The 18,075-nt window shown below is 68.9% G+C and carries 19 protein-coding genes, 1 tRNA gene and 1 pseudogene; 17 read left to right on the forward strand and 4 right to left on the reverse strand.

The genetic code is table 11. The features are described from left to right. Positions 1-329 precede the first annotated feature (329 nt). The 3 genes from fxsT to AB0D12_RS11830 all read left to right on the forward strand — a co-directional run bounded on the left by fxsT (position 330) and on the right by AB0D12_RS11830 (position 5,352). Positions 330-2,753, forward strand: coding sequence for an FxSxx-COOH system tetratricopeptide repeat protein (fxsT, locus tag AB0D12_RS11820; protein WP_362679974.1), 2,424 nt, complete (start codon positions 330-332; stop codon positions 2,751-2,753). A 946-nt stretch (positions 2,754-3,699) separates the two neighbouring features. Further along, entirely contained in the window at positions 3,700-4,227 is a 528-nt protein-coding gene (locus tag AB0D12_RS11825; RefSeq protein ID WP_362679977.1) for a hypothetical protein, read from the forward strand. A gap of 297 nt (positions 4,228-4,524) precedes the next feature. Then, entirely contained in the window at positions 4,525-5,352 is an 828-nt protein-coding gene (locus AB0D12_RS11830; RefSeq protein ID WP_362679980.1) for an MBL fold metallo-hydrolase, read from the forward strand. Positions 5,353-5,422: 70 nt separating this feature from the next. Here the strand turns inward: AB0D12_RS11830 and AB0D12_RS11835 are convergent. The 3 genes and pseudogenes from AB0D12_RS11835 to AB0D12_RS11845 form a co-directional block, all read right to left on the reverse strand. After that, positions 5,423-5,614, reverse strand: a pseudogene (locus AB0D12_RS11835) (NUDIX domain-containing protein); the annotation flags it as partial. A gap of 60 nt (positions 5,615-5,674) precedes the next feature. Next, positions 5,675-6,907, reverse strand: coding sequence for an XRE family transcriptional regulator (locus AB0D12_RS11840; RefSeq protein ID WP_362679982.1), 1,233 nt, complete (start codon positions 6,905-6,907; stop codon positions 5,675-5,677). A gap of 152 nt (positions 6,908-7,059) precedes the next feature. Beyond that, entirely contained in the window at positions 7,060-7,422 is a 363-nt protein-coding gene (locus AB0D12_RS11845) for a winged helix-turn-helix domain-containing protein (protein WP_362679984.1), read from the reverse strand. A 177-nt stretch (positions 7,423-7,599) separates the two neighbouring features. Between AB0D12_RS11845 and AB0D12_RS11850 the strand changes: the two genes are divergently transcribed. From AB0D12_RS11850 to AB0D12_RS11905, 12 genes are all read left to right on the forward strand, one after another. Continuing rightward, complete coding sequence (locus tag AB0D12_RS11850) at positions 7,600-7,944, forward strand: hypothetical protein (protein ID WP_362679987.1); 345 nt, start codon at positions 7,600-7,602, stop codon at positions 7,942-7,944. A 5-nt stretch (positions 7,945-7,949) separates the two neighbouring features. Next, the gene (locus AB0D12_RS11855; RefSeq protein WP_362679990.1) at positions 7,950-9,302 is read left to right on the forward strand and encodes an FtsK/SpoIIIE domain-containing protein; all 1,353 of its coding nucleotides are present in this window, start codon (positions 7,950-7,952) and stop codon (positions 9,300-9,302) included. Between the two features lie 76 nt (positions 9,303-9,378). Next, the gene (locus AB0D12_RS11860; RefSeq protein ID WP_362679993.1) at positions 9,379-9,561 is read left to right on the forward strand and encodes a hypothetical protein; all 183 of its coding nucleotides are present in this window, start codon (positions 9,379-9,381) and stop codon (positions 9,559-9,561) included. 83 nt (positions 9,562-9,644) lie between these two features. Beyond that, the gene (locus AB0D12_RS11865; protein WP_362679996.1) at positions 9,645-10,310 is read left to right on the forward strand and encodes a DUF2637 domain-containing protein; all 666 of its coding nucleotides are present in this window, start codon (positions 9,645-9,647) and stop codon (positions 10,308-10,310) included. Positions 10,311-10,316: 6 nt separating this feature from the next. Next, positions 10,317-10,511: a hypothetical protein gene (locus AB0D12_RS11870; protein ID WP_362679998.1), complete on the forward strand. Its 195-nt coding sequence runs from the start codon at positions 10,317-10,319 to the stop codon at positions 10,509-10,511. A gap of 23 nt (positions 10,512-10,534) precedes the next feature. Beyond that, complete coding sequence (locus AB0D12_RS11875; protein WP_362680001.1) at positions 10,535-10,855, forward strand: hypothetical protein; 321 nt, start codon at positions 10,535-10,537, stop codon at positions 10,853-10,855. A 90-nt stretch (positions 10,856-10,945) separates the two neighbouring features. Then, on the forward strand, positions 10,946-11,182 hold the full coding sequence (locus tag AB0D12_RS11880) for a hypothetical protein (protein ID WP_362680556.1): 237 nt from the start codon (positions 10,946-10,948) through the stop codon (positions 11,180-11,182). After that, positions 11,179-12,690, forward strand: coding sequence for a DNA cytosine methyltransferase (locus AB0D12_RS11885; protein ID WP_362680004.1), 1,512 nt, complete (start codon positions 11,179-11,181; stop codon positions 12,688-12,690). The genes AB0D12_RS11880 and AB0D12_RS11885 overlap by 4 nt, the downstream gene beginning before the upstream one ends. Then, entirely contained in the window at positions 12,690-13,127 is a 438-nt protein-coding gene (locus tag AB0D12_RS11890) for an ASCH domain-containing protein (protein WP_362680006.1), read from the forward strand. Before AB0D12_RS11885 ends, AB0D12_RS11890 begins: the two co-directional genes overlap by 1 nt. After that, the gene (repSA, locus tag AB0D12_RS11895; protein WP_362680009.1) at positions 13,120-14,490 is read left to right on the forward strand and encodes a replication initiator protein RepSA; all 1,371 of its coding nucleotides are present in this window, start codon (positions 13,120-13,122) and stop codon (positions 14,488-14,490) included. The genes AB0D12_RS11890 and repSA overlap by 8 nt, the downstream gene beginning before the upstream one ends. Before the next feature lie 11 nt (positions 14,491-14,501). Then, positions 14,502-14,672: a helix-turn-helix domain-containing protein gene (locus AB0D12_RS11900; RefSeq protein ID WP_362680559.1), complete on the forward strand. Its 171-nt coding sequence runs from the start codon at positions 14,502-14,504 to the stop codon at positions 14,670-14,672. Next, positions 14,669-16,042 (forward strand): site-specific integrase, encoded by a 1,374-nt coding sequence (locus AB0D12_RS11905; RefSeq protein WP_362680012.1) that lies wholly within the window; start codon positions 14,669-14,671, stop codon positions 16,040-16,042. The genes AB0D12_RS11900 and AB0D12_RS11905 overlap by 4 nt, the downstream gene beginning before the upstream one ends. A gap of 210 nt (positions 16,043-16,252) precedes the next feature. Here the strand turns inward: AB0D12_RS11905 and AB0D12_RS11910 are convergent. Continuing rightward, a tRNA-Arg gene (locus AB0D12_RS11910) sits at positions 16,253-16,324 on the reverse strand. Between the two features lie 218 nt (positions 16,325-16,542). Between AB0D12_RS11910 and AB0D12_RS11915 the strand changes: the two genes are divergently transcribed. After that, on the forward strand, positions 16,543-16,968 hold the full coding sequence (locus AB0D12_RS11915; protein ID WP_362680562.1) for a response regulator: 426 nt from the start codon (positions 16,543-16,545) through the stop codon (positions 16,966-16,968). Between the two features lie 56 nt (positions 16,969-17,024). Continuing rightward, entirely contained in the window at positions 17,025-18,068 is a 1,044-nt protein-coding gene (nrtL, locus tag AB0D12_RS11920; RefSeq protein ID WP_362680015.1) for an ArgS-related anticodon-binding protein NrtL, read from the forward strand. Positions 18,069-18,075: the final 7 nt, after the last annotated feature.

The raw sequence follows: 18,075 nt of genomic DNA on the forward strand, positions 1-18,075 counted from the left end.
GATGCTGGCGGTCGGCTGTGGTCACGGTGGTTGCTGTACTTCGCTGCTGTACAGCAATCCATGGCTGATCACTGCCTTGTAGGCCTGGCAATGATCTCTGCCCCGTCATCCTGTCTCCGTGTTACCGCCGCCACGAGCCGCGTCCGGCTCTGTTGCTGCCCTCGGCTGGCCGCGATTTTGCCTGGTGGTTCCTGCACGGCGATGGGACGCCGATGGGCAGCGACGGGTGGGGTCGGTTGGTTGTGGTGAAGGGTGGGCGGGTGCGGGGTGGTTTGGCCTACTGTCGGTGGTCTCGTACAGGGGCGGCGTCGTAGGGGCAGGCGGGGCGGATGGTCGAGGTCGGCGGGCGGGTGTTCGTCAGTCATGCGGGGGCGGACCGGGCGTGGGCGGAGTGGGTGGCCTGGCAGCTGGAAGACGCCGGCTATGCGGTGGAGCTGGATTACTGGGACTGGCGCGCGGGTGAGAACTTCATTCTGAAGATGAACGCCGCGCTGGGCCGGGAGCGGATGCTGGCGGTGTTCTCCGAGGCCTACTTCGACCCGGACCGGTTCACCACCGAGGAGTGGACGGCGGTTCTGGCGGCGAAGGAGAAGGAGAAGTTGATTCCGGTGCGCATCGACACCGCACCGGCGCCGCAGATACTCCGGCCCTTACTCGCTCCCTCGCTGGTGGATCTGGAAGAAGAGGAGGCGCGGGCGGTACTGCTGGAGGCGGTGTCGGGGCCGCGGCGCCCTGACGGCAAGCCCGCGTTTCCCGGGGCTGGGAGCGGGGGGCGGCTGCGGGCCTTAGGGGCTTCCGGTCCGCGGTTGCCGGGGAGTTTGCCGCGGGTGTGGAACCTGCCGGGGCGTAATGCCGGGTTCACGGGCAGGGACGGGCTGTTGGTGCATCTGCGTCAGGCGCTGACCTCCAATGCGCGGGTGGCGGTGCAGGCGTTGCGGGGCCGGGGTGGGGTGGGCAAGACGCAGTTGGCGATCGAGTACGGGCATCGGTTCGCCGGGGAGTACGAGCTGGCCTGGTGGATCCGCTCCGAAGAGCCGGCCCTGATTCCCGACCAGCTGGCCGTCCTGGCGGTGAAGACCGGAGCAGCCCAGGCCGGTACCCCGCCGACCGAGGCGTTGGAGGCTTTGGCGGAGGAGTTGCGCACGCGGGGGCGGTGGCTGCTGGTCTTCGACAACGCCGAAGACCCCGCCGCCCTGGCCCCTTACCTGCCCGGTGGCAGCGGCCATGTGCTGATCACCTCCCGCAACCCCCGCTGGCAGGACCACGCCGCACCAGTGGAGGTGGATGGCTTCGCCCGCACCGAATCCATCGCACTACTCCAAACCCGCGTCCCCGGCCTGGGCGAGCATGATGCGGACCGGCTGGCGCACCAGTTGGAGGACCTGCCGCTGGCCCTGGTCCAGGCCGCTGCCCTCCTTGCTGACGGCCTCACCCTCCCCCAGTACCTGCGCCTCCTCGGCGAGAACATCGGCAGAGTTCTCGACAAGGGCCGCCCCCACGGCTACCCGGTGTCCCTCGCCGCGCAGATCCGCCTGAGCACCCAGCACCTGGCCAAGGCCCAACCGACGGCGCTGGCCCTGCTGCACGCCTGCGCCCTGCTGGCCCCTGAACCCTTCCCCCTGCACGCCTGCACTGGTCCCGTTGCCGATCCGCCGCCGGACGTGGCCGGGCTCCTGAACGACCCCTTCGAAGCCACCGATGCCCTGGGCGCCCTGGCCCGGCAGGGCTTGGCGCGGGTGCAGGACGGCACGGTGCAGCTGCACCGGCTCACCCAGGCAGTCGTCCACGATCAGCTCACCCCGGCCGAGCGCACCAGCGCCGCCCGCGCCGCGGAAACCCTCCTGATTTCCGCCCACCCCGGGGACGCGGCGGATCCGACCACCTGGCCGGCCTGGCCCGACCTCATCCCCCACCTCCTCACCCTCGACCCCGCCAGCCTCACCACCAGCGACGGCCGGTACGCAGCATGCGAGGCCTGCTGGTACCTCATGGACCGCGGCAACGCCCCCACCGCCCTGCCCCGCCTGCAACACCTCCACCACACCTGGACCCGGACCCTCGGCCCCGACCACCAACACACCCTCTGGGCCGCCAACTACCTGGGCCGCGCATACAACGACACTCAAAACCACACACAAGCCCGGGCCCTGGACGAGGACACGCTGGAGCGGCGGCGTCGGGTGCTGGGCGATGATCACCCCGACACCCTGGGCACCGCCTCCAACCTGGCGATCCGGCTGGCGGCGTTGGGGGAGGTGGAGGCTGCCCGGGCGCTGGGGCAGGACACGCTGGAGCGTAGGCGGCGGGTGCTGGGCGAGGACCACCCCGACACCCTGGCCGCCGCCTCCAACCTGGCCATCTGGCTGGCGGCGTTGGGGGAGGTGGAAGCTGCGCGGGCCTTGGGGCAGGACACGCTCGAGCGGCAGCGGCGGGTGCGGGGCGAGGACCACCCCGACACCCTGGGCACCGCCTACAACCTGTCCATCTGGCTGGCGGAGTTGGGGGAGGTGGAGGCTGCCCGGGTGCTGGGTGAGGACACGCTGGAGCGGCGGCGGGTGCTGGGCGAGGACCATCCCGACACCCTGGCCGCCGCCTCCAACCTGTCCATCTGGCTGGCGGAGTTGGGGGAGGTGGAGGCTGCCCGGGCGCTGGGTGAGGACACGCTGGAGCGTAGGCGGCGGGTGCAGGGCGAAGACCACCCCGACACCCTGCGCACCGCAAGGATTCTGAAGGGGCTGCGCGGCGATGCCTGACTCGCAGCCTGCTCGCCGGACGGCGGCGTACATGCCGTCCGATAGCCAGGGCGAGAAGCGCCAAGCGATCTTGAACATCGTCGTAGCAGCGATGTCACCGGTTGGCTCATGTCCCACACCCGCCGCAGGTGAACGGCCCTGGCCATCAGCTTGTTCGGGGGACAGATCGTCGAGCCAGGCGTTTCGGCCATGAGCGGATCCTGTCGGGGGAGGACGTGCGTGAGGTCGGTGGAACGGCTTTGGCCGGTGTCCTGCCCGGTTTGGGGTCGGGCATGATCAGGGGGCCGTACGCTTGCCGGCTACTCGGGCAGGCTTCACCCCTGCCCGCAATGTGTCCGAGTGGCCCCCTGGTCTTGCTCGACGCGGGACCCGAATCGGGGAGTGTGGGTAAAGCCGTGGAGTCGACCGTCCCCACCCCCGGCCTGGTCTTTTTTCGCCCCTTGTGGGCGCGGGCGGGCGACGACGTGCGGCCCCGGTGGCGTAGACATTGAGGGGCAAGCGCGTCGGCGTCCGGCCGGCGCCGCCGCGCTGTGCGCGGCAACCTCTGATCTCTGATCAGACTGCTACCGCAGTTCAGGAGGCCGGGAAAGCAGACGCCTCAAGCGTCAACTGTGGTGTTCTCCCGAGCTTCCGCCTGCTCTCCGGTGCGCTGGTGCCCTGGTGTCTTTGCAGCCTTCTGAGGGTCACTCGGACGGATGGCGAGCATGGGGCGGAGCTGGGCCGTTGTGGCTGTTCTGCGTTACGGCGGCTGGGCTGGCGAATGATCTGGCTCGCTGACCGAAGCCCGGTCGGGCAGCGAGCGAAGCGAGCACTTGATGATGTAGGGAAACTCTGTCCGCGCAGGCCCTCACACGGCCTGTGCAGCGTGACGCCCCCGGGAGGACCGTCCCCTGGCGCCGGTTACTGTTCCCGGTCCAGAGGGATGGCAGGACCGAGGGGGGACATCGTGGCGCAGCACCTGGGGCCGCTGGAGCTGGTCGGGGACCGGTGGATAATCGGGGATCCGAAGCGGAAGGACGGCTTGTGCGTGGTGCTCACGCCAGAGGGCATCGAGCACTACAGGCGCGCGGAGCCTGCGCCTCAGTCCGTCGTCCAGTGGGCCCAGTTCGTGCAACTGGGGGTGGATGCGACCTACTGGAAGTGGGAGGCCACTCGTAGCGGAGGTTTCGTCGGCGCGTTCGGCAACACCCCTTATGAGACCGGGCGTGACGGCTGCTCCCTGCAGGGGCTGCTCCGCCATCCGTACGCGCCGTGGTCGGTGCGGTACACGCACCACAAGCGCCACTACACCGGCAGCCATGTGTTCCTGCTGAAGGCCCTGGTTCGCAAGCTTTCCGAGGTGAAGGCACTGGATCGTCTGGGTGATCCACAATGGCTAGGCGCGGCCGTCGCGAAGTTGTCGCCGGTGACCGCATGGCTCCCCAGCTCGGGCAACCACCTGGTGCAGGAGACCATCGAGAGCCTCGGCGGCTGAGAGTCGTCACGGCCCGCACACTCCACGAGCGGGAGGCCCTGGCCCACTTGTCCACCGCTCAACCAAGTGGGGAACCCAGTTGAAACTGGGGAAATTCGCTGATCCCCATCAGTGCTGAACGGGCTTTGCAGAATGGAGCGTTTGTGAGAGGGCACACGAGGTCGTGAGGTGGCACTCCTGTCCCTGGGGTTCGAGGATGCTCGTATGAAGGTGCCGATCGGTCGCCCGAGTCTGCGGCCCTACCTGCCTTACCAGCAGCGCACTGCAGCGCACCGTGAGGGGCTGAGTGCTCATTTCTTGGGCACCAGTTCAGTACTGCTGTCGGACGGGCAGACATCGGTGCTCAGCGACGGGTTCGTCACCCGCCCGGGGATGCTGCGAGTGGGCATGGGCAAGATCGCCCCGAACCGAGCGCTGGTCCGTGCCGCCATCGAGCGCCTGCGGGTGGACACCCTCGCCGCTGTGGTGTGCGCGCATTCCCACTACGACCACGCCCTCGACGCACCGGTGTGGGCGCTGGAGACCGGCGCCGAGCTGGTCGGGTCGGAGTCCACCGCCAACATCGGGCGCGGCCTGGGGGTCCCCGAGTCGTCCTTGCGGGTGGTCGGCGACGGCGACACCGCGACCTACGGCAGCTTCACACTGACCTTCCTGGACTCCGTACACAGCCCGGGCGACCACTACCCCGGTACCGTCGATCAGCCCTTGGTCCCGCCGGCCCGCGCCGGTGCCTGGAAGACCGGCACCGCCTACTCCGTGCTCGTCACCCACCCCCACGGCCGCGTGCTGCTGCAAGCCAGCGCCAACTACCGGCCCGGCGCGCTGCGCGGTCACCACGCCGACGTCATCTACCTGGGCGTCGGCATGCTGGGCAAACAGCCCGCCGAGTTCCTTCACACCTACTGGGACGAGGTCGTGGCCGCGACCGGGGCCAGGCGGGTCATCCTGGTGCACTGGGACGACTTCTTCTTCGGCCTCGACCGGCCACTGCGCCCCATGCCCTACCTGCTCGACGACCTCGACACCACCATGAGCCGACTGCTGCCCCTGGCCCGCCGTGACGGCGTCGACGTTGTCCTGCCCGTCTCCTGGCAACCCAGCGCTCCCCTCACCGGTCTTGCGTGAACTCGGCCGCGTAAACCCCTGGAATCGGCGTGGCACGTCGATTACCCGGCCAACGATGCGAGACGAGCGTCTCGCGCACTGCGGAATCCGCCGCGGACTCACCTACGTCGACTCCACCACCGGGCAGTGCCCACAGGTCGTTGTCGCTTTTGTGGATCAGCAGTACCTCCCCGCTGGCGTTCACGGCCACCGCGGTGACAGAGGGAACGATGCTGTTTGCCGTCGGAGCTTTAGGGTCGTTGAAGTAGTCGACGCGAGCCATGCCTTCAGCGTCGCATGCCTACCCCTGGAGTCCGGCTTTACGAAATTCGGTCCGCCCAACTCAGCGGGCGCGGGCGAGCGTGTTTAAGTGGTCCAAGTACTCACGGCCTGCTGCCTCGTTGGCGTAGTCGCGGTTGACGATCGAGGCGAGTTCTCGACTGACCATGAGAAGCGAAGGCAAGGACTGCCGGTCCCCCTTGAGCGCCCATGCGCCGTAGTTCACGGCCTGATCTAGGTCGCCCTGCCGGGCTGCGACCACGCCGAGAGTGATCCGCGCTTCGGCCATCCGCATGGGCGATCGCTCGGCTCCGTCGAAGTCCGTTCCGGCGCGAATGACCTCGTGAGCAAGGTTCTCCGCGAAGCGGTCCTCTCCGAGTAGTCGGTAGCAATCCATCGCGTAGAAGTCGAACTTGGCTGGGTCCACCACGAAGTGGTGATCGAGGTTCTCGGGGTACGGCATCCCTTCGAGCAGCTTTCGGCCGCGGTCGAGCGCTACTTCCGTCTGTCGACGGTCACCAAGTCGGGCCCAACCTTTGGCTTCTTGCGCTGCGAGCTGTACGGCTACGCCGTGGGTCGGTGCCGCTTCGGTGCCCGCCTGGGAAGCGGCAAGGATGCCGCGGTAGTCGCTGGTTGTGAGGGCGAACCAGGCGCGCATCTCGTGTGCCCAACCGGTGATCTCGGAGTTGTCGGCCTCGTGGGCGAGGGACAGGGCAGCCCGGCGCGTGCTCTCGGCGGCGGCTCGGTCGCCCATGTCGTACTCGACACAGCCGATCAACAGGGCCAGCCAGCCGGAGAGCGTTAGAACCTCACGGTGCTGAGCAAGCGTGAGCCGCTGCGCCTGGAGGCCGGCCACACGCTTGAGCCACTGGCGCCCTTCCATCGCGAGCTGAGCGCTCGGCAGGTGGGGGTATTCCGAGCACAGCCGATCGGTGGTGATCCTCAACGCGTCGAGGGTGGCGCTGTCGACGTCGGAAGCCTGCAAGCGGCTGATGATGTCCAGCGTCTCCATGCCGCTGGCCGCGACGATTTCGGCGTTGCCGTCCCGTCGACTGGCGACAGGGAAGATCGCGTGTGTCACCGTGCCGAAGGTTGCAGCAATGATCGGCTGGTAGAACTCGCTCGGCGTGACCTCGCCGGACTCCCAACGCTTCCACTGCCGAACCATGCTGGCGCCTTCGGGCAGGCGCTTGGGGGAGTGTGCTCGCAACGCGGCTACGGCTTCGGCCTGTGACCACTGCCGGGCTTCTCGCTCCGCCGCGATGCGTCGCGCCCATGCCGGACGGTCGTCGCTCATGTGCCCTCCCATCGGGGTGCCTGCTTCGAGGATGGCATCCCAGAGGCCGGTGACATGGGGGGTGACAGGGGGTTGGCACCAGGGCTGTCCCCCAGTGACACCAAGCCTGTCACTAGTTGCCCGATGACGGAGCGCGCATGGTGGGTCACCAGTCAGGCGCTGCCCTCGTGATCGACTCGCTTCTCCAACTCGGCCACCCGGGCGGCAAGTCTTCGGATCTCGGAGTGGATTGCGTTGATCTCGTCCCGCTCAACAGCGCCCGTCGCCTCCACCGTGTCAGCAGGAGGCGTCTGCACGAAGTACCCACGCGTCGGTACGGACGTGACCAGCCCCTCATCCATGAGGATCTGGAGTGCATTGCCGATCGTGACTGTCGTGACCTCGAACCTTTCGGCGAGATCTCGAAGCGATGCAAGGCGATGCCCCGATGGAAGTGGGGCGGTCGTGATCTCCGTACGCAGGGCGTCGGAGATCTGCACCTTCTTGGGCCTCGGATCGTGGGCAGCAACGGTCATGGATCGAGGGTATCGAGCGGTCCGAACTAGCGCACTGTATTGCGCACTACCCCTTGTGCTCTAGCTTGCTATAGAGCAACATAGCTCATGGCATTCCAGTCGTGAGAAGCCGAGAGGGCGACGCCCAACCGCCAAGTAGTTCGCCGCCCTCCCAATCCCCTGAAAGGGAGTTCCATCATGCGCAAGATCCCCGTGAAAACCGAGGCCATGACGGTGATGCTCATCCAGGTCCCGGAGAAGAAGGTCAAGAACCGGGAGACCGGTGAGGTCGCGATCGACAAGCAGTCCGGCAAGGTTCTGTACAACGTGAACGTCGCGGTGATCGTGGACGGCCGTCCCGACGCTGAGACCGTCGTGGTCGCTGAGGACGGGATTCAGCCGGACCTGTTCCCCGGCATGCCGGTGGCTCTGCCGGGTCTGGTGGCCACTCCGTGGGAGAACGAATACGGGCACGGCATCAGCTACAGGGCAACTGCGGTGATGGCCGCGGAGGTTGCGGCCGCCCCGAACGGCCAGGGCTGATCGCCGTGACCGACCTGCTCTTAGTCGCTGCTGCGATAGCGGTACTCGCGCTGGTCACTCGCGCCAAGGCCCCGGCTCTGTACTGGGTTCTGTTCGGCCTTCCGGCAGCCCTGTACCGGGTGCTCTCCTCCTACCGCCAGACGATGGAAGCCTGCGAACTGACCGTGGCTCCGCCGTGGTGGCGGGTGTTCGCCCACAAGCTGTCCGCCGGCGACAAGGTGAGCCGCCCGGGAATCCCGAAGATCCGAGGGATACGCCCCACCAGCACCGGTCTCCGTCTTCGCCTGCGGCTGGCCGCGGGCCTGGCCCCGGAAGACGTGGTCAAGTCGGCCGAACGGCTGCGGCACGCCTGGGGCGTCTACTCGGTGCACGTCGCCGAGATCAAGCCCGGTGTGGTCGACCTGCGGATGACCGGCTTCGACATCCTCGACCACGTACGCATGCCGCGCCGCCTGCCCTCGGGACCGCTGTCCGTCGCGGTCGCGCTGCGGGAGGACGGCCGGCCGTTCGTCCGCGACTACCAGGACATCCCGCACTCCCTCACTCTGGGTGCGAACAAGTCCGGCAAGTCGATGTACCAGCGCTGCCTGATCAAAGCCCTCGCGCCCCTTGATGTCGCCCTGGTGGGCATCGACTGCAAGCGCGGCGTTGAGCAAACGGCCTTCTCACCGCGCTTGTCGGCCCTGGCCATCACTCCGGATCAGGCTGACGCGCTGCTCGATGCGCTCGTGGAGGAGATGGAAGAGCGGTTCGACCTGCTGTGCCTGCACCAGGGCATCTCCCCGGGCACCCCGCTGGAGGACATCACCTCCGACATCTGGGGCCTGCCGAGGAAGCTCCGCCCGGTTCCGATCGTGGTGCTGATCGATGAGATCGCCGAACTGTTCCTGATCACCTCCAGGGCAGACACGGCACGGCGGGATCGCATGGTCACTCAGCTGGTCCGTCTCGCGCAGCTGGCCCGTGCGGTCGGCATCTACCTGGAGGTGTGCGGGCAGCGCTTCGGCTCCGAACTCGGCAAGGGCGCAACGGCCCTGCGTGCCCAGCTCACCGGCCGTGTGGTGCATCGCTGCAACGACAAGCAGACCGCCGACATGGGCCTGGGCGACGTCAGTGAACTGGCCGTGTTCGCAGCGACCAGCATCGCTCCCGAACAGGCCGGTACCGCCATCGCGGGCGACTCCTCGGGCGGCTGGTCGCGCATCCGCACCCCGAAGACGTCGCTGGGTCAAGTCGCCGCGGTGTGCCACAAGTTCGGGCACCTCACCCCGCAGATCCCGGCCCTGGCACCGTTCCGCCCGCGCACCGAGGCCCCCGTACCGGTGACCGTGCCGATGGGTGCACCCAGCGCCTCGTAGCTCCCCGTTGCACTCCGGTCGGCGTGACCGTCTCGCGCCAGGTCCCTACCCCCGCCATGCCCGAAAGGAGAAGCCCGTGACGGCACCCAAGCGCACCGCCCGCCGCCCGGCCAAGAGCAAGCGCACGCCGTGTCCGGACTGCACGACCGGTCAGGTCTCCGAGTCCTTCAAGGTCGGCGCCCGCAGCAAGCGCGAGAGCTCTGACCGGCAGGAAGCCCTGTGCCTGACCTGCTTCGGCACCGGCCAAGCCCCCGAATAGATCCCCGCTGGGTGCCGGGCGGCAGGACGTATGAGCCCCGCCCGGCCCCGGCCCCAACCCCTTTGTGAAGGAGGTGAAGACCCGTGACCCGCCCGATCCGCCCGGACGCCGTGCTGGTGCAAGCCGTGATCGCCGGTGCGCTGTCCTTCGCCCACCTGCACGACATCGCCGCCGCTGCCGGACAGGACGGCTGGAAGGCCTGGGCCTACCCGATCAGCGTGGACCTGCTCCTGGTCGCGGCCTGGCGACGGCTGCGGATCCTGCGCACCGATGGCGGCCCGACCCGCGCCGCGTGGACCTGGTTCACCGTCGCCCTTGCCGCATCCCTCGGCGCGAACATCGCCACCGCGGGGCTGCTCGACCTGAATGCCGTGCCCGCCTGGCTGCGGATCCTGGTAGCCGGCTGGCCCGCCCTCGCGTTCCTCGGCGGAACCCTGCTCGTCCACACCCCACCGCAGGCGCGCACGCAGACCGCACCGACCGCGACGCATGCTGCTGAACCTGCCCCGGACATCGCCGTGACCCGTGACGAACCTGCTCCGGTCCCGGCGCCCGAGGCGGATCCGGTTCCGGCCCTGCCGCCCCCCGTCCCGGTGCCCGCTGCGCTCCTGGCGCACGCCCGCAAGGTCGCCCATGCACACCACACCGCCACCGGCAGCCCGATCGACCCCAGCACGCTGCGCGCCCGCCTCGGCGTCGCCCCGCAACTCGCCGAAGCCATCGCCCTCCAACTCACCGGAAAGGACTGACCAGCCGTGAACGTCGAACTGCCGCTGATCCTCGTCGTCGCCATCTTCGGCTACTTCGGAATCCGCCTGATGCGCCCGCCGACCTGGCTGATCGTCGTGCTCCTCCTCGGCGGCTTTCTCCTCGCCGACACCTTCGCTGCCCCGGCGATCGAGTCCGGCACCAAGGCCGGTGTTGACGTCGTCAACGGCACCGCCAAGTAGCCAGCCCAGAAGGGAGAACACTCGTGATACGCCCCGACGCCCAGCTCCGCAGTGGCCACATCCCGGCTGAACTGATTCCCCCGGGCACAGACCCCCGCTCGGTGGTCATCGTCCACACCGCGCCCCGCTCCTGGGTCGGGCCGGTGGTCCTGGTCCTGGTCGCCACGGTCGGCATCTGCGGCCTGGTCTACATCACCACCGTGGCCGTGCTGTCCCTGGTGAAGGTCGCCGCAACCACCGCAGCCGCGATCAAGACAGCGGTGCCCACCCTCATCGGCGGTGGCGGGCTCATCACCCTCGCCATCAAGACACCCAAGGCAGACCGCAAACGCACCACACGCTGACCGGCCCCGGAGCGGTCTTCAACCGCCAAGTATCCGCCCGCTCCGGCGCCGCGCCCCTACCCGATCTCTCAACCGGAAGGAATCTCCATGATGCCCGACCACACCTCTCGTGCTGCGCGGATCTGCCCCGACTGCGACGGCTTCCCGACCGTCGCCATCACCACCGGCACCCGCGACCAGGACGGCACCCGCACCACCGTTCCCGTCGTCTGCCCGGCCTGCCACGGCACTGGCACCGCCCCCCTCTGGCTCGTCACCACCCGCCGCCCGACCGTGAACTCCCACCAGCTGGCTGTGACCTCGTCCGGGCTGGAGGCAGGCCGGTGACGCGCCGATCCGCCACTTCCCGGCCGACGTCCATCCATCTGTTCTGCGGCGCCGGTGGGGACTCCGACGGGTTCCGCCGCGCCGGCTTCGACGTCGTGCTCGGTGCCAACCACTGGGACCGCGCGGTGGAGACGCACGCGGCCAACTTCCCCGACGCCGAACACCTCTGCGTGGACCTGGACCACTACGACATGCGACGCCTTCCCAAGGCCCGGGTCCTGGTCGGCTCCCCGATCTGCACCGAGGGCAGCCCCGCCGACGGCATCAGCCGCCCCAAGCCCCCGCCCACCCCCGGCCAACTGGACCTGCTGGAAGAAGGACCCATCCAGGACGCCGCGTGGGAGCGCACCAGGGCCACCGCCTACGACATCCTGCGCGCAGCAGAGGTCCACAACTTCGACGCCGTCGTGTGCGAGAACGTCCCCCGCTTCGCCACCGCCTGGCCGCTGTTCTCCTGGTGGCTGCACGCCTGGGAGATCCTGGGCTTTCGCCACCAGATCGTGTCCGTCACCGCCGCCCACATCGGCGCGGACGACAACCCGCACGCCCCGCAGTGGCGGGACCGCATCTTCATCGTCTTCACCCGCCACCAGCTGCGGGCACCGAACCTCGATGTCCGCCCGCCCGCCTGGTGCCCGGTGTGCGAACAGGACGTGCCCGCGGTCCAGTCCTGGCGCAACGGCCGCAAGATCGGCAAATACCGCCAGCAGTACGACTTCCGCTGCCCCCACCCCGCCTGCCGCCATCAGATCGTCGAACCCTACGTACGCCCCGCAGCGGGTGCGATCAACTGGGCCGATCCCGGGATCCGGATCGGTGACCGGCACACCAAGGGCATGAAGCCCCTCGCGGCCTCCACCCTGCGCAAGATTCGCCTCGGCCTGGACAAGCACCGGGTGCCGTCCGTGGTCACGGTCAACCACAGCGACCAGGGCGACGGCCGCGCCTTCCCCGCCTTGGCGGCGCCGTTGCCCACCCGCACAGTACGGATCGGCGACGGCATCGCCATCCCGCCGTTGCTGGTCCCCGTCGGCGGCAGCTGGAACACCGACACCACCGCGGTCACCGTGCCCATGCGGACCCGCACCACCCGCGAGAGCGAAGCCCTGCTGCTGCCCGCCCCGTTCATCACCGAGCACCGCGGCGGCGGCTCCACCACCCGGGGAGTCGGTGACCCGCTGGCCGCGATCACCGCCGGAGGCAACCACCACGGTCTGGTCATCCCCTACCGCAGGGGCGCACCGACCACGACCGGGACACCGCTGCACACCATCGCCACCCGCGAGTCCGCCGGCGTCGTCCTGGGCACCGAGCACGCCCCGGACCTGATCGAGGTGGAGGACTGCTACTTCCGGATGCTGTCCGCCCGCGAGCACCTGCGTGCCCAGCGCTTCACCGACGACTACACCGTGCTGGGCCACGGGGGAGAGCAGACCAAGCAGGCCGGAAACGCCGTGCCCGCCAACGTCGCCCAATGGATCGCCTCAGCCCTGCTGGAGGTGCTCTGATGCCCCACCGTGCCGAACTCGACACCGCCCCGGTCTTGGCGCTGACCGTGTGGCAGCCCTGGGCAAGCGCCATCGCCTATGGCACCAAGCGGATCGAAAACCGCAGCTGGCCCACCGACCACCGCGGCCCGGTCCTCATCCACGCCGGACGCACCACCGACCCCAACGCGAAAGACGCCCCGCTGGCCCGGCCGTTCCTGCGCCGACCCTTCCCCCGAGGCGCGATCGTCGCCGTCGCCCGTCTGGAAAGCTGCCACGAAGACGACGGCTGGTGCACCCTGTGGTCCGCCCGAGGCCGCTGGCACTGGCGCCTGACCGACGTCGTCCCGCTCGCCGAGCCGCTGCCGTGGCCCGGTGCGCGTGGACTGTGGACCCCGGCCTCCGGCCTGCTCGCCTCCCCGCCCGTTGCTGACGCTCTGGGGGCTGCCCGTGGCTGACACGCTCGATCCGACCATCCTGGGCGACCTGCTCAGGGTGGCTTCGGCCCCCGACTTCGACCGCTGGCAAGATCAGATCAAGAGGACCGGCGGATGCGCACAGCCCATCCACCTGACCGGCTGGTCCCTGACCCGGGATAGGACAACCGGGCAGGTTCTGCACACGTACTCCACCCAGGATGAGCCCGGCGGCCGGCTCCGCATCGCCTGCGGCAACCGCCGCGCCTCCCGCTGCCAGCCCTGCGCCTACCTCTACGCCGGGGATGCCTACCGGTTGGTGCGTGCGGGCTTGGCCGGCGACGACACCATGAACATCCCGACCACCGTCCGCGAACGCCCCCGCGTCTTCACGACCCTGACCGCTCCCTCCTTCGGGCCGGTCCACAACCGTCCTGACACCGGCCGCTGCCGCTGCGGCACCCGCCACTCCGAGGACGACTCCACCCTCGGGACAGCTCTCGATCCGACCACGTACGACTACGCCGGGGCGGTGCTGTTCAACAACCACGCCGGGGAGCTGTGGCACCGCTTCGTCAACCGGCTCCGCCGGGAGATCGCCGCCGCCGCCGGACTCACCCAGAAGGCATTCAAAGAGATCGCCCGGCTGTCCTTCAACAAGGTCGCCGAATTCCAAAAGCGCGGAGCGATCCACTTCCACGCCATCATCCGCATCGACGGACCCGACGGGCCCGACACGCTGCCGCCGCGGTGGGCGACGACGGAACTCCTCACCCGCTGCATCAAGGCTGCTGCCGCTCACCCGTACGTCACCGCGAAGGTGCGCGCCGCCGGGGACCAGCTGGCTCGCTCGCTGCGCTGGGGCAGCCAGCTCGACATCCGCCCGATCAAAGCCTTCGACAACGGTGACGACATCAGCGAAGGGGCAGTGGCCTCCTACGTCGCCAAGTACGCCACCAAAGCAGCCGAGACCACCGGCACCCTCGACCGCCGCATCGGCGAACTCGCCGAACTCGACCAACACCACGTACCCGACCACGCCCGCCGGCTCATCCGCGCCTGCTGGGACCTCGACCCGCTCTACCCCGAACGGAAGTTGTGGGCCTGGGCTCACATGCTCGGCTTCCGCGGCCACTTCCTCACCAAGTCCCGCCGCTACTCCTCGACGTTCGCCGAACGGCGTCAGGTCCGCGCCGACTACCGCGCCACCGAGCAACGCCAAGCGCTCGGCCTCCCCGAGCCGGAAACCACCCTCGTCCTCGCCGACTGGCGCTACGCCGGCCACGGCCACACCCCCGGCGAATCCGCCCTCGCCGCCTCCATCGCCGAAGACATCCGCATCAACCGAGAAACAGCCCGCGAAGCCATGCAAGACCAACGCGCCCGGGAAGGAGCGATGACGTGAGAGACGAGCTGATGACCACTGCGCAGATCCTGGACGAACTTAAGGACGTCTCTCGGCGGACTTTCTACCGGTGGCGCGAGCTTGGCCGGGCCCCGGTTGCCTTTAAATTGCCGAACGGCGAGCTGCGCGTCTGGCGGAGTGACTTCGACGCTTGGCTGCGGGGCTTGGAGAAGGCTGCATGAAGACCACAGATGTGCGGGTGTGGTCGATTCGGACCAAGCAGGGTGCCCGTCCCTCTTATCAGGTGCGATGGAAGGTGGCGGGGGAGCCCTTTTCGCAGACTCGTAAGACCAAAGCGCTCGCCGATAGCTTCCGCTCCAAGCTCCTGAGGGCTGCACGGGAGGGCGAGGAGTTCGACACGGAGTCGGGGCTACCGGACTCGATGGTCGAGAAGAAGGAAACTCTGAGCTGGTACGAATTCGCGCTGACGTACCTCGCCATGAAGTGGCCGCACGCGGCGCCGAACACGCGCGACGGCATCAATGAGTCGCTTACGTCCGTGACAATCTCGCTTCTGGACGATCGACCGGGTCGGCCTGCCAATGAAGCGCTTCGCAAGGCTCTGCGAACGTGGGCCTTCGTCATTCCCGGACCCACCGACAGGGAACTCCCTGCCGAGGTCGGCAACATCCTGCATTGGGTCGCCAAAGCCTCGTTCCCTCTGGCGGACCTCGCTGACCCGGTGGTCGGACGGGCTGTTCTCGACTCGCTCAAGCTGAAACTGGATGGCACTGCGGCGGCTGCCGAGACGGTACGACGCAAGCGGCGCACCCTCGTCAACGCTTTGAATTACGCCGTTGACCTGGGGGAGTTCTCGGAAAATCCGCTCGCTTCCCTGCGCTGGCAGAAGCCCAAGGTTTCCAGCGAGGTGGACCCGCGGGTCGTTGCGAACCCTGAGCAAGCTCGGTCCCTGCTGCACGCCGCCTCGTACGTCGGCGGCTACCGGCGAGCCCGTGGCCGGCGCCTGGTGGGCCTGTTCGCCGGGATGTATTTCGGGGGCTTTCGGCCTGCTGAGGTGGTGGGCCTGGCCGAGCCGGATCTGACGCTCCCCGCGTCCGGGTGGGGCTCTGTACTGCTGCACCGGACACGCCCGAGCGTGGGCAAGCAGTGGACCGACACGGGGGAGAACCATGACGACCGCGGCCTGAAGAATCGCCCGAACGAAGGCGTACGTCGCGTGCCCATTCCTCCCCAGCTCGTGATGATCTTCCGCGAGCACATTGAGACCTTCGGGACCGCTGACGACGGTCGTCTGTTCTTCAGTGAGAACGGAGGAGTGGTCTCCTCCTCGACCTATCACCGGGCCTGGCAGGAAGCCCGGACGCTGGCGCTCCCACCGGCCGTGGCGGCCTCCCCCCTCGCTCGACGGCCGTACGACCTGCGGCACTCGGCGCTCTCAACGTGGCTCAACGCTGGCGTGGATGCCACCGAGGTCGCCGAGCGAGCTGGCAACAGTGTGGAGGTGCTCCTCAGTCGATACGCCAAGTGCCTCGACGGCCGCCAAGAGGTGGCGAATCGGCGCATCGAGGACCTGCTGCGCGAGTACGAGTGAGCAGCGATACGCTCCGAGACCCCTGGATTCGTCCGGGGGTCTTCGTCATTTCGGGGGACTGACCTGGAACGACGGGCTACGGTCCAGGCCGCGAATAGGCCGCGGACTCTGTCATACGGCGACTCTGAGCGACATACGGCTGCACATACGCCAAGACCCCGTCTTCAGCTAAAGCGCTGATGGCGGGGTCTTTGGGCACCTCATACAGGGTGCCCCCGGCAGGATTCGAACCTGCGCACACGGCTCCGGAGGCCGTTGCTCTATCCCCTGAGCTACGGGGGCGTTCCACCGCACTTCTGCGGCGACGGGTAGAACCCTACCAGCTCCCACAGGGTCGCCGTGAACAGGTATTTCCGCCCCCTCCAGCCGCCCCTGCAGCGCCCCGCGCGCCGGCCCCGTCGCCCTCGTCGCGCGCCCGCTCCGGTCGCCCGCACAGGGTGGAAGTGGGCAAAACCCGGACGCAGCCCTGCCCCCCGACCTACTCTCGAGTTGTGTCAGGCGTGTCCGGCCGGGTGCTCGTTGTCGACGACAACAGGGTCATACGGCAGCTGATCAGGGTCAACCTCGAGCTGGAGGGCTTCGAGGTCGTGACCGCGGCCGATGGTGCCGAGTGTCTGGATGTCGTGCATCGCGTCTGCCCCGATGTGGTCACCCTCGATGTCGTCATGCCCCGCCTCGACGGACTGCGCACCGCCGCCCGGCTGCGGGCCGATCCGCGGACCAGTCATCTGCCGGTCGCGATCATCAGTGCGTGCACGCAGTACGAGGTGGAGAGCGGGCTCGCCGCCGGTGTGGACGCCTTTCTCGCGAAGCCCTTCGAGCCCTCCGAGCTGGTCCGTCTCGTACGGCAGTTGATGCGTCGGGAGGGTCCGCCGTCCGTCGACGGCAGGCATGGCGCCGGGCGGGCGGGAAGCACACGGGGCTGACCGCATCGCGAAACCGGTTCGCGAAGGGCCCCCCTCCCTCCCATACGCTTGTCCCCGTGACCCCCGCCGAGCTCTCCCGAACCGTGCTGCACGCCGTGTGCCGCGCGGTGGAGGACGGTGCGCTGCGGGCGCCCGTGCCCGAGAGTGTCAGCGTCGAGCGGCCGCGGCCCGGTGGCTGCGGGGACTACGCCACCAATGTCGCGCTGCGGCTGGCCGGGCCGGCCGGGCAGCGGCCCCGTGCGGTCGCCGAACTGCTGGGTCGCCGGATCGCCGAGGTCCCCGGGATCGCCGGGATCGAGATCACCGGGCCCGGCTTCCTCAACATCACCCTGGACGTGGGCGCGCAGCAGGCGCTCGTACGGGAGGTGCTGGAGCGGGGGAGTAAGTACGGGTGGATCGCGCCGACCGGGGCGATCGCGCAACCCAGCTACCGCGCCGACGTACGCGCCGCCGTCACCGCCGATGCCCTGCGCCGGATCCTGGTGTCGCAGGGCACCCTCGTCCGTACCAGCTGCGAAGGGGTGGCCGACCCGGCCTGGGCCGAGTTGCGGGTACGCGTCGAGGCGCAAGGGGGACGCCGCTATCTGCCCGCCGATGTGACCCCCGTGCCCGCGGAGGAGGGGCCCCGTGAACTCCTTCAGCGGCTCGGGCCCGATGCCGCGCGCTGGGCGCTGCTGCGACCCGCCGGGCACGATCACCCCTCGGCCGGGGAGGAGCTGTTGACGCAGCACGAGAGCAACCCGCTGTTCAAGATCCAGTACGCTTGCTCCCGCAGCCGCGCCCTCACCCGTAACGCCGCACAGCTCGACTTCGACAGCGCCCCCGAGACGCACGTCGACGCCGCCGTCCTCACCACCGCTGTCGGCGACTACCCCGCCGTCCTCGCCGGCGCCGCCCGCCACCGCGCTCCCGACCGGCTCGCCCGGCATCTGGAGAGCACGGCCGACTCCCTCCTCGCCTTCCAGCACACGGTGCTGCCCATCGGCGACGAAAAACCCCTGGCCGCCCACCGTTCCCGGCTCGCGCTCGCCGAAGCCGCCGGGACGGTGCTCGCCGGTGGCCTGTCCCTGCTCGGCATCAGCGCACCCGAATACTTGTGAGAGAGCA

The organism is Streptomyces sp. NPDC048479 (genome assembly GCF_040651435.1).
GTDB lineage: Bacteria > Actinomycetota > Actinomycetes > Streptomycetales > Streptomycetaceae > Streptomyces.